The organism is Parazoarcus sp. PS-13 R2A, from assembly GCF_057621855.1.
In genome coordinates, this window is sequence record NZ_JBYEXN010000016.1 from 1 (window position 1) to 11,369 (window position 11,369).

Consider the following 11,369-nt stretch of genomic DNA (forward strand, 5'->3'; position numbering starts at 1 on the left):
TGTGCCCTACGACAAGATCTTCGACCTCGAGGAGATCAACGCCGACTTCCCGCAGGCCGATGTGGCGCTGGTGATTGGTGCCAACGACGTGGTGAACCCGGTGGCGCGTACCGACAAGACCAGCCCGATCTACGGCATGCCCATCCTCAACGTGGACATGGCGCAGAATGTGATCGTGGTCAAACGCGGCAAGGGCGCGGGCTACTCCGGCATCGAAAACGCGTTGTTCTACAAGGACAACTGCCGCATGCTGTACGGCAGTGCGCAGCAGGCCATTGGTGAGGTGATTACGCACGTGAAGGCGCTGGAGGCCTGACAACATGGAGCAGCCAAACATGAAGAAGATCCGCAGCATTCTGGTCGCGAACCGCAGTGAGATCGCCATTCGGGTATTCCGTGCCGCGAGCGAGATGAACATCCGCACGGTCGGCATCTATGCGCATGAAGACCGCCTCGCCCTCCATCGTTTCAAGGCCGACGAGGCCTATCAGGTGGGGGCGGGCAAGAAGCCGATTCAGGCCTATCTCGACATCCCCGACATCATCCGCATTGCGCGCGAGGCCAAGGTGGACGCAATCCATCCGGGTTACGGCTTCCTGTCCGAGAACCCGGATTTCGCCGAGGCCTGCGCCGCGGCAGGGATTGCCTTCATCGGCCCGAGTCCGGCGGTGATGCGTCAGCTCGGGAACAAGGTGTCTGCGCGCGAACTGGCGCAACGTGCCGGTGTGCCGGTGGTGCCGGCGACCGGTGCGCTGCCGTATGACCTGGAGGCCTCGCGTCGCCTGGCGGCAGAGGTGGGCTACCCGCTGATGCTCAAGGCGAGCTGGGGTGGTGGCGGTCGCGGCATGCGCGCCATCGAGTCGGAGGCCGAACTCGGCGATGCGATCGATGCCGCACGTCGTGAGGCTGCGGCCGCCTTCGGCAATGACGAGGTCTATCTCGAAAAGCTGGTGCGGCGTGCGCGTCACGTCGAAGTGCAGGTGCTTGGCGATACCCACGGCCAACTGGTGCATCTGTTCGAGCGCGACTGCTCGGTACAGCGCCGCAACCAGAAGGTGGTGGAGCGCGCACCCGCGCCCTACCTCGATGCGTGGCGCCGGGCAGAGCTGTGTGAAGCGGCGCTCAAGCTCGCACGTGAAGTTGGCTACTCCCACGCCGGGACGGTCGAGTTCCTGATGGACGTGGATACCGGCGACTTCTACTTCATCGAGGTCAATCCGCGTATCCAGGTCGAACACACGGTGACCGAGCAGGTCACCGGCGTGGATATCGTCAAGGCGCAGATCCGTATCACCGAAGGCGCGCGAATCGGCGACGAAGACAGCATGATCCCGGACCAGGAGGCGATCCGCCTTCACGGCCATGCGCTGCAGTGCCGGGTCACCACCGAAGACCCCGAGAACGGATTCACCCCCGACTACGGCCGCATTACGGCCTACCGCAGCGCGGCGGGCCTGGGTGTGCGGCTCGACGGCGGTACCGCCTATTCCGGCGCGGTCATCACCCCGTTCTACGACTCCCTGCTGGTGAAAGTGACGGTGTGGGGCAATACGCCGGACGAGGCGAGCGCCCGCATGGATCGCGCCTTGCGCGAGTTCCGGGTGCGCGGCGTATCGACCAACCTCGCCTTTCTCGAGAACGTCATCGCCCACCCGCTGTTTACCTCGGGCGAATGCACCACGCGCTTCATCGACGAAACGCCCGCGCTGTTCGATTTCCCGCTGCGGCAGGACAGGGCAACGCGACAGCTCAATTTCCTTGGCGAGGTCATCGTCAATGGCAATCCGGAGATGAAGGGCCGCACCGCGCCACCGCTGCCGATTCCGCGCCCGCGCCTGCCGGCGTGCGATCGCGGCGCGCCGATCCCGCCCGGCAGTCGTGACCGCCTCAAGGAGATGGGGGCGGAGCGCTTCTCGAAGTGGATGCGCGACGAACCGCGCGTGCTGCTCACCGACACCACAATGCGCGACGCCCACCAGTCGCTGTTCGCGACCCGCATGCGGACCGCCGACATGCTCGCCGTGGCGCCGCATTACGCACGCATGGGCGCCGATCTGTTCTCGCTCGAGTGCTGGGGTGGCGCGACCTTCGACGTCGCAATGCGCTTTCTGAAGGAAGACCCGTGGCAGCGCCTGGGGCTGTTGCGCGAGGCGATACCGAATGTGCTGTTCCAGATGCTGTTGCGGGGCTCGAACGCCGTTGGCTACACCAACTATGCGGACAACGTGGTGCGCCACTTCGTGCAGCAGGCCGCGCGCGGACCCGATGGCGTCGGTGGCATCGACCTGTTCCGCGTGTTCGATTCGCTCAACTGGGTGGACAACATGCGGGTCGCGATCGATGCGGTGCGCGACACCGGTGCCTTGTGCGAGGCGGTGATCTGCTACACCGGCGACCTGTTCGATTCGTCGCGCAGCAAGTACAACCTGAAGTACTACGTCGACATGGCCCGCGCACTCGAGAAGGCCGGCGCCAATATTCTGTGCATCAAGGACATGGCCGGCGTGTGCCGGCCGAATGCGGTCACCGAGCTGGTGCGGGTGCTGCGCGAGGAGACCGCGCTGCCGCTGCACTTCCACACCCACGACACCAGCGGCATCTCGGCTGCCAGCGTGCTTGCTGCGGTCGAGGCCGGGGTGGATGCGGTGGACGGGGCGCTCGACTCGATGAGCGGCCTGACTTCGCAGCCCAGCCTGGGCTCGATCGTGGCTGCGCTCAAAGGTACAGCGCGCGATCCGAAAGTCGACCTGCGTGCGCTGCAGTCGCTGTCACGCTACTGGGAGGGGGTGCGCCGGCAGTATTCGCCCTTCGAGCCCGACATCCGCGCCGGCACGTCCGAGGTCTATCGCCACGAGATGCCGGGCGGGCAATATACCAACCTGCGCGAACAGGCGCGGGCGGTGGGCATCGAGGAGCGCTGGCCGCAGGTGGCGGACGCCTATGCCGAGGTGAATCTGCTGTTCGGCGACATCGTCAAGGTGACCCCGTCCTCCAAGGTGGTGGGGGATATGGCCTTGTTCATGGTCACCAACGAGTTGCGCCCTCAGGACATCACCGATCCGAAGCGCGACATCGCCTTTCCCGAGTCGGTGGTGCAGTTGTTCCGCGGGGAGCTCGGCTACCCGCCGGACGGCTTCCCCGAAGCCCTGCAGAAGAAGGTGCTGAACGGTCTGGAGCCGGTTGTCGGGCGTGCCGCCGACCACCTGCCGGACGTGGATCTGGCGCAGGCAAAAGCGGCGCTCGAGACCGAGATCGGCCGTCCGGTGTTGGAAACCGACCTGGCTTCGTCGCTGATGTACCCGAAGGTGTTCCGCGATTTTGCGCGCCACGACAACCAGTTCGGCGACGTTTCCGTGCTGCCGACGCCTGCCTTCTTCTATGGTCTGGTGGAGGGCGAGGAGATCTCGGTCGAGATCGACCGCGGCAAGACGCTGGTGATCCGCCTGCTCGGTCGCAGCGACACCGACGACGGCCATGTGAAGCTGTTCTTTGAGCTCAATGGCCAGCCGCGCCTGATCAAGGTGCCGGTTGCCGGCTTCAATGCGGTCGAGCGCCCCCAGGCCGACCCGGCCAATCCGGACCAGGTCGGTGCGCCGATGCCGGGCATGGTGGGAACGATTGCCGTGCGCCCCGGCCAGCATGTCAGCAAGGGCGACATGCTGCTGACGCTGGAAGCGATGAAGATGGAGTTGTCGATCAAGGCCGAGCGCGACGGGGTGGTGAAGCAGGTCTACACCACGTCGGGCACGGTTGTGGCGGCCAAGGATCTGTTGCTCGACTTTTCGTGAGCCCTGGCGGGGGCGGCTTGCGCAGGGCGGGCGGGCTCAGAGTCCGCGGCGTTCGCGTGAGCTGCGTTCGCGTTCGGTCTTGAAGATGTAGCGTTGAATCTGGGTGTCGGCAATGCGTGGCAGCTCGACGAAGCGGAAGCCGACGCGTTGCGTCAGCACGCCGCTGCGGGTTGATTGCTGCGAGTTGTTCCTGACCTCGAGCCGGACCGTGAGCGCTTCGCCATCGACCAGTTTGAGCACGCAATCGTCGATCACCTTGCCGATCGGCAGGTGCACGGTATCGAGCGGCAACTGCAAGGCGGTGCCGCCCGGGCTGATGTCGAGTACACGGGCTTCGAGTGGTTCGGGGTCGGTTTCGTCGGCCTTCACGCCGAGCCGGCAGGAGACTTCGTGCGTCACCGGAACCTGCATGCGGTAGAACTCGCGCCGCTGCACGCGGGCCATTTGCTCGGGTATGCGCGCAGCAAGAGCGGGGCGACCATCCAGCTGCATTTCGGTGAGCGGGCCAACTGAAAACTGGATCCGGATCTTGTCGAGCTGGGTGACGCATACCATGCGCTCGGCCTGCAACGCCCTGCCGTTGATCAGGCGGTCGGGGCTGACATCGAGAAAGACCCACTCCTCGTCGTCGGAGAGCGTCACCAGCGCCGTCAGAAAGGACTGGCCGCCGGGTGACAGGTGCGCGCTGATGAGCGAATGCCCGTCGATCAGTGCCTGCAGCAGTTGGCGAATCTGGCGCTTCCCGTGCAGCAGGTATTTCTCGAGCAAGTCGTTTTGCAGCGGTGCGACGGCTTGGTTTTCGATCTCTTCGGACATGCCTTGTCTGATGTGGGTGATACGCCTTTGTGAATACGGATTCTTATAGCACGCCTCGCCCTGCGCTGGTGCGCCAGCGACCGGATCGCGGCGTTTCTTCCAGCGCGAAAGGGGCGTTCAGTAATTGCCGCGTTCGCGGGCGTTGCGGGTGCGTTCGATCCTTAGTATGTAGCGCTGGATAATGCTGTCGGCGTTGCGCGGCAGGTCCAGAAACTCGCATCCTGCGCGTTGCATCTCGATTCCGTTGCGATTGACCAGCCGGAACAGGTTCCTGACTACCAGCCGGGTGCTGATCGGCTCGGCTTCGGGCAGGCGCAGGGTGCAGCCGGGAAACTCCATGTGCGGCTCGAACACGAAGTCCGACGGCGGCACCGCAATCGCGATGCCGCCACTGCTGATGTCGATGATCCGGACTTCGACCGGCATGCCGCAGCCCGTGCCACCGGCAATCGGAAGTTCGCAGATCACCGACTGCGTGACCGGCGTCTGCAGTCGGTAGAACTCGCGGCGTTGCAGGCGCAGCACGCTGTCGGGCAGCAGGGCACGGAATGCAGGCCGGCCATCGACCTGGATGCGGGCCGGGTTCTCCACCTGAAACTGGATGCGGATGTTGTGGAGCTGCGTGATGCAGGTGATCTGTGCCGCCTGTTCGATGCGGGTGTTGATCGATTCGTCCGTGCTGCCGTCCAGCAGCAGGGCTGTGTCGTCGTCGGCCAGTCCGAGAACGGCGGTCAGGAAGGACTGGTTGCCGGGCGTCAGTTGCGCGCTCACCAGCGCACGACCGGTCACAAGACTCGTCAGCAGCTGGCGGATTTCGCGGGGGCTCTGCAGCAGATATTTTTCTTCTTCATCTGAGCGGACGAGCTCGACCCGGGTGTGTGCGTTATCGGTGGACATGCGGTCTGACGCTGATGCGGTTTCCGGAGGATATTGCGCAAATCTTATAGCACGACTCGGTGCGGGATGCGCTGCCCGCGCTCAAGTGCGGCGCAATCGGCGCCCGGGAGGCGCTACTCGGGCTTCTTGGCTGGCGTGCCCATCAGGCCGGCCAGTGCGGGTGGTGGTGGCGGTGGCGTTGCATCATTGCCCTGTTCGATGCGGTACAGCCAGGCAAGCAGCTCTGCGACCGCGACGTAGAGCTGGGGCGGAATATGGGTGTCGAGATCGACCTGCATCAGCAGTGAGACCAGCTCGGGCGATTCGTGCACATAGACACCGGCTTCGCGCGCACGCTCGATGATCTCCTGCGCGATCAGGCCGCGGCCCTTGGCGACGACGCGCGGTGCGCCTTCGCCGCTGGAGTAGGTCAGGGCGACCGCTTCGCCGCGGCCCGGGGTTTCATCCGCGCTCATCACGCAACTCCACGACCATGCCGGTGAGCGGCACGGCGACCGCCTCGAGCGCGTCGGCCAGCGCGCCCTGTCCGGCCTCAAGGGCGGCGATGGCGTCGGGGTCGTCTGCGCGCAGACGCAAGGCGACGCCAGCCGGTGTCAGATGCAGCTGCGCTTCCATGCCGCCGAGGCGGGGCAGGGTGAGGCGAAGTGTGGTGTTCCATTCGGCAGGGGTTTCGGCCTCACCACCTTCGGCTTCGCCGCGCGGGTCCTCGATGATCCATTCGATCTTCTGCCCCGGCCACGCAAAGCCGTGCCAGGCATACTGGTTGGTGGCCAGCGCATCGAGCTGCTGATGGACGACCGGCAGGGTACGCTCGGCCACCGGGCCCGCCTTGCTGACGGCTGCCTCCGTCCCGAGCGCAGAGGCGACGCCTCGTGCATTCTCGCTCCCGGCAGTGCCTGCCGCGACCGCGGCGTTGCCGGCGGCTTGCGCTGCAGTGCCCGATGCGGGGCCGGGGCGTGCGGCAAGCTGTGCGGCCTGCGAACCGGGCGTCGCGGCGGCCTGCGCCTGCGGCTCGCGCATCAGGGCTGCGAGGTCGGTCTTGCCCGACAGCCATTGCGCCTGATGCGACTCATAGAACAGCCCGCTCTGCGCCACGGCCTGACGCAGCATCGGCACCAGCGCGGCACCGTTTGCCGGCGGGGTGGTCAGCAGCGGCTGGTTGTTTGCCAGTACGACGGGCTTTGAGGCCGGCTGTCCGGTGAGCAGGAAACTGATCAGCTTGCCGGTCTGGCTCAGCGTTGAAGGGGCCGAACTGTTGGCCTGAGCGGCGTCGGGATTCGCCAGTCGGGCGAGCACCGCCTTGGGTGTGGTTTCGGCAACGATCAGTTCGAGTGTGTCGCCGGCCTTGGCCGAGGTGTTGAGCGCCAGCGTAACCTGCTTGCCCGCGACCAGTGCCTGAAAGGTGCCGTCAGGCAGGGTGCGTTGCAGGGTGGCAAAGAAGCGCTGACCGGGAACGAGCTCCGGCAGTTGCGACTGGATCTCGCGCGCCCGCTGCAGCCCCGCGACCGGCGGGTCGGTGTTGAAGAAGCTGGCTTCGTTGAGCAGGCGGAGGCGGGCGGCGAGATCGGCAGGAATCATGGTGCGGGGCGTCCGGTCAGCAGACCGTCAAGCCGCTCACCCCCCGAGATTGCCGTACGCGTTGCGCACGGCCTTGTCTCGCACGGTGGTCGTCAGCAGCTTGCGGGTGCTCTCAAGCGCAGGCTCGACGTGAGTACGGATCTCGCGATCGAGTTCGAGAATGCTGTGGATGTTTGCGGCCAGCGTGCGCTGCTCGTCCGGCGACAGCGCTGTGCCGTTCGACGCGCTCCGTGCGCTCTTGCACACGTCAGCTGCGGCGCGTTCGAGCTCGACGAGTTGTTCCCAGTCGTTCGCTTGCGCAGCCGCGGCCATGGCCTCGTAGAGGCTCAGCAAGTGGGCGCCGGTTCCGGGTGTCAGCATGATCGGTCTCCGTCAGGTCGAAGCCTGGCCGGCGATGCCTTCCCAGGCTTCCCGCAGACTGCTCAGTAGGCCGGAGACTTCTTCCAGCGCAGCCTCGTTGTTGTGCAGGTTGGCGTACAGCAGGCGCTCGGCCATGTATTCGTAGAGCGCGTCCAGACGAGCGGCAAGTTCGCCGCCGGCTTCGAGATCGAGACTGACCTTGAGGCCGTTGGTGATGATGTCGATCGCCTTCGACACTGCCGCGCCTTTTACCGGAATGTTCTTGTTGCGCATCGCCGTGCTTGCCGTTGCAATCGACAGCAGCGCGCCGTCGTAGAGCATCAGGATGAGCTTGTGGGGCGTGGCCGATTCGACGCTGGTTTGTGTGCCAATCTTGGCATAAGCCGATGCACGATTCGCGTATGAGGTTCCAAACATGAAAGTCGGCGTCCGTATTAGCTGGAACTGATGGAGGGCAGGTTGGCCAACTGCTGTGTCAGGTAGGTGCTGGTCTGGGTCAAACTGGAAATCAGCGTGTCGAGCGCCGTGAATTGCGCACGGTAGCGCGCTTCGGTGGCTTCAAGCCGGGTTTCCATCGTGTCGTAATTTTTCGTGATCGACGTGATTGTCGAGTTGATCCCTTCCGTGCGCGCGGCGATCAGGCCGTCACTGTCGATGTAGGCACTCAGGCGCGCATTGAAGGTGGTGGCGAAACCGTCGACGTCGTCGGTGCCGGTGAACAGGGCTGAGACGTCCATGTCGGGATCGCTGAGCGCCGTCGAAAACGTGCTGCTGTCGAAGGTGAGCGTACCGTCCTTGTCGAAACTGATGCCGACCTGTGACAAGGTCTTTGCATCGCCGAACGCGCTAAAGGAGGCGCCGAGCGAACTGCGCAACTGACTGGCGATGCTGCGTGCGGTGGAATCGCCCGTGAGCGTGGAAGCCGTACTGGTCTCGCTGTCGTAGGCTGTGAGGCTCTTGATCGTGCTGCTGACCTCGTTGTACGCCTTCACAAACGCTTCGATCGCGGATTTTGCCGAACTCTGGTCTTCGGACACGGAGACGGTATTGACCAGGCTGGTCGCGGTACCGCTCGGCTCCTTGGTCAGCGTCAGTGTGACCCCTTCGATGACGTCGGAAATGGTGTTCTTGCCGCGTGTGATCTCGATGCCATCGACCTTGATGCGGGCATCCTGTGCAGCCTGAACGGAGTACATCGTATCCGTGGGTGCGGCCGTTGCGGCAGGATCGAAGCTCAGTCCTGCAAGGCCATTGTCACCGGTCAGTTTGAATGCCATGTTGGCGCCCGTGGTGGTGCCACTGAGCACCAGCTGATCCTGCGAGCCGTTGTTGACGATGCTGGCCTTGATGCCGAGCGTACTGTCGGCATTGATCGCATCGCGCAGTTCTGTAAGTGTGCTGCCCGTGAAGTCGAGCGAGGCGGTGCGCGCCGGCACGTCGTCGACAAAGGTGTTGGTCCCGTTGACCTCGGAAACCGTACCGAAGTCGATGGTCAGCTTGCCCGCGGCGGGCACGAAGCTGGTGGTGGCCGGTGTGGAGACGCGCTGGATCTTTGCCATCTGCATTACATCCACGCTATAGCTTCCCGCTGCGGCGGCGGTGCTCGAACTGACCGTGAAGCCACCGTCGCCGCTCGATGTTGCCTTGGTTGCGGCAAATTTGTCCGCATCGTTTAAGGCAGTTGTTGCCGTCTGCAGCGACGAGAGCACGCTCTTGATCTGGCCAAATCCGGAGAGTTTTGCCTGATAGCTGGCTTCCTTGGCAGCGAGCAGGCTTAGCGGCTGACTTTCTACCGTCATCAGCTGGGTGACGATCGACTCGATGTCGAGCCCTGAACCCAGACCAGTTGAAGTAATTGTCGCCATAACGTTCTCCTTCTATGCCGCCGCCACTCAGGCTTTCTGTTTGAGCAGCAAACCCTGCAGATTGTCCAGCGCCTTGGCGATGGTGATGATTTCCTCGGACGGGATCTGCCGGATGACTTCGTCGGTGCTTGAATCCACCACCTTGACGACGGTCTTGCCGGTGTCCTCGTCTATCGAGAAAAGCAAGTCCTGTGCCATTGGAGCAATTGCATTTCGCACTTCTTCCATCGCCTGCTCAACTTCCTGCAACGAAGCGGGCGTACCTGAAGACTGCTGCGATGTGGTGGCCGTGGCCGAGGAAATCTGTTCAGCGCCGGATGCCGTGCCGCTGTTTCGTGTCGACCCCAAAGTCTGAGCCGACCCGGCAGGCGGTGCCGCAGAGGCGTGCGACAGCACATCGGACGTCATGGAGCTGCTTAACGCAGGGATAGTCATGATTGCCTCCCTCAAGGGAAAGCGGCGCGAGGCTCTTGCGAACTTCGCGCCGTGTGGTTTTCCTTAGCCTACTCTGCTTAGCCGAGCAGCGAAAGTACGTTCTGCGGCAGGGCGTTGGCCTGGGAAAGCATCGCGGTGCCGGCCTGTTGCAGAATCTGAGCGCGGGTCAGGTTGGCGGTTTCCGACGCGAAGTCGGTGTCACGAATCCGCGAACGCGAGGCCGACAGGTTCTCGTTTGTGGTCTGCAGGTTGGAGATGGTGGTCTCGAAGCGTGATTGCAGGGCACCAAACTTGGCACGCTGGCTATTCACCGCAGCGAGGGCTGAGTCGACCATGGCCAGTGTGCGCTGCGCCGAATCGACCGAACTGACATCCAGGTCACTGACTTTCTGCAACTGTCCTGCCGCTGCTGTGGCGTTAAAGAAGTCGGTTGTGTTGGCTGCGGCGACACTGAACGACTTCTCGGAGTCGAGGGCCAGTTGGCCGGTGGCGACTGCAGAAGCACCTGCGGCAGTCGAGGTGCCACCGATGGTCGCAGTGGCCGATCCGCTTGCCGCGTTGGCGATGGTGATGTTCTCACCTGCGGCGTTGAGCAGGGTGATGCCGTCATTGGTGTCGTTGATGCGCGCGGTGACGCCGGTCTTGGAAGACACGTCGTTGAACGCATTGACTGCCGAAGACAGCCCGTCCTGATCAACAGCAGAGCCGACAGTGAAGGAGAGCGTCACTGCAGTGCTGTTGTTGGAAGAAACGTCGAACTTGTAGGTCGTGTTCGCCGCCATGGCGGTCACGTCGATTTCGGTCTTGGCCGATGCCTTCACGCCAGTGGTGCTGGTCTGCGCATTGATCAGTTCAGCAGCCTTTTTGGCCGAATCGCCCGCAGTAATCGAAACCGTGGCGGAGCCGGTTGCACCGCTAATCGTGATGGAGCCACCTGCGACACGGCTGGTCGCTGCAGCGTTGGAGGCAATTGCGTTGGCCGTGCTGCCGTTGGTCAGGTCGCCCGTGCCGCCTGCAGTGGTCGCCGCCTTGGAGCCGATGCGGTAGTTACCATACTGGTTGGTGGAGAAGTTGGCCGTTGTTGCGGTGATGCTTTGACCCGCATTGGCGCCAACCTGGAACGTTGCCGAAGTGAAGGAGCCGTCCATCAGCTTCTGGCCGTTGAATTCGGTGGTCTTGGCGATGCGGTCGAGTTCTTGCGTGAGCTGGTTGACTTCGTCGTTCAATGCCTGACGATCGGAAGCCGAGTTGGTCGCGTTCGACGACTGCACAGCGAGTTCGCGAATCCGCTGCAGGATGTCGCCGGACGAGGACAGTGCACCCTCGGCGGTCTGTGCAAGCGAGATGCCGTCGTTGGCATTACGCTGAGCCTGGTCGAGGCCGCGAATCTGGGCGGTGAAACGCTCGGAAATTGCGAGTCCGGCCGCGTCGTCCTTGGCGCTGTTGATGCGCAGGCCGGAGGAGAGGCGCTGCAGCGAAGTGGCCAGCGAGCTGCCGGTGGTGTTCAGGTTGCGTTGGGCATTCAGCGACTGAACGTTGGTGTTGATAACTTGTGCCATGATTTTTCTCCGTTAGAGAAGTATCAAAAATGTCCGGCGCTGGCCGGGGTGTCCGATGCGAGCCAGATGTT

General features: G+C 63.6%; 11 protein-coding genes. 2 read left to right on the forward strand and 9 right to left on the reverse strand.

Annotation, left to right across the window (positions count from 1 at the left end):
* Both AC22G6_RS14800 and AC22G6_RS14805 read left to right on the forward strand, forming a co-directional pair.
* Positions 1–316 (forward strand): NAD(P)(+) transhydrogenase (Re/Si-specific) subunit beta (locus tag AC22G6_RS14800; protein ID WP_487367391.1); only part of this gene is annotated, 316 nt, incomplete at its 5' end.
* A 19-nt stretch (positions 317–335) separates the two neighbouring features.
* On the forward strand, positions 336–3,788 hold the full coding sequence (locus tag AC22G6_RS14805) for a pyruvate carboxylase (protein WP_487367392.1): 3,453 nt from the start codon (positions 336–338) through the stop codon (positions 3,786–3,788).
* A 36-nt stretch (positions 3,789–3,824) separates the two neighbouring features.
* Here AC22G6_RS14805 and AC22G6_RS14810 read toward each other — a convergent pair whose 3' ends face one another.
* The 9 genes from AC22G6_RS14810 to AC22G6_RS14850 all read right to left on the reverse strand — a co-directional run bounded on the left by AC22G6_RS14810 (position 3,825) and on the right by AC22G6_RS14850 (position 11,298).
* A complete protein-coding gene (locus AC22G6_RS14810; RefSeq protein WP_487367393.1) occupies positions 3,825–4,604 on the reverse strand; it encodes a flagellar brake protein in 780 nt (259 codons plus the stop codon).
* Positions 4,605–4,721: 117 nt separating this feature from the next.
* Positions 4,722–5,501, reverse strand: coding sequence for a flagellar brake protein (locus tag AC22G6_RS14815; protein WP_487367394.1), 780 nt, complete (start codon positions 5,499–5,501; stop codon positions 4,722–4,724).
* 113 nt (positions 5,502–5,614) lie between these two features.
* The gene (locus AC22G6_RS14820) at positions 5,615–5,956 is read right to left on the reverse strand and encodes an EscU/YscU/HrcU family type III secretion system export apparatus switch protein (RefSeq protein ID WP_487367395.1); all 342 of its coding nucleotides are present in this window, start codon (positions 5,954–5,956) and stop codon (positions 5,615–5,617) included.
* Entirely contained in the window at positions 5,943–7,079 is a 1,137-nt protein-coding gene (fliK, locus tag AC22G6_RS14825; RefSeq protein WP_487367396.1) for a flagellar hook-length control protein FliK, read from the reverse strand. Before fliK ends, AC22G6_RS14820 begins: the two co-directional genes overlap by 14 nt.
* 36 nt (positions 7,080–7,115) lie before the next feature.
* Complete coding sequence (locus AC22G6_RS14830; RefSeq protein ID WP_487367397.1) at positions 7,116–7,439, reverse strand: flagellar protein FliT; 324 nt, start codon at positions 7,437–7,439, stop codon at positions 7,116–7,118.
* Between the two features lie 12 nt (positions 7,440–7,451).
* Positions 7,452–7,856, reverse strand: a complete 405-nt coding sequence (gene fliS / locus AC22G6_RS14835; protein ID WP_487367398.1) for a flagellar export chaperone FliS — start codon at positions 7,854–7,856, stop codon at positions 7,452–7,454.
* Positions 7,857–7,873: 17 nt separating this feature from the next.
* The gene (gene fliD / locus AC22G6_RS14840) at positions 7,874–9,304 is read right to left on the reverse strand and encodes a flagellar filament capping protein FliD (RefSeq protein ID WP_487367399.1); all 1,431 of its coding nucleotides are present in this window, start codon (positions 9,302–9,304) and stop codon (positions 7,874–7,876) included.
* A 27-nt stretch (positions 9,305–9,331) separates the two neighbouring features.
* Positions 9,332–9,739, reverse strand: a complete 408-nt coding sequence (locus AC22G6_RS14845; protein WP_487367400.1) for a flagellar protein FlaG — start codon at positions 9,737–9,739, stop codon at positions 9,332–9,334.
* Positions 9,740–9,816: 77 nt separating this feature from the next.
* Positions 9,817–11,298 carry a flagellin gene (locus tag AC22G6_RS14850; RefSeq protein ID WP_487367401.1) on the reverse strand — a complete coding sequence of 494 codons (1,482 nt, stop codon included), beginning with the start codon at positions 11,296–11,298 and terminating at the stop codon, positions 9,817–9,819.
* Positions 11,299–11,369 lie beyond the last annotated feature (71 nt).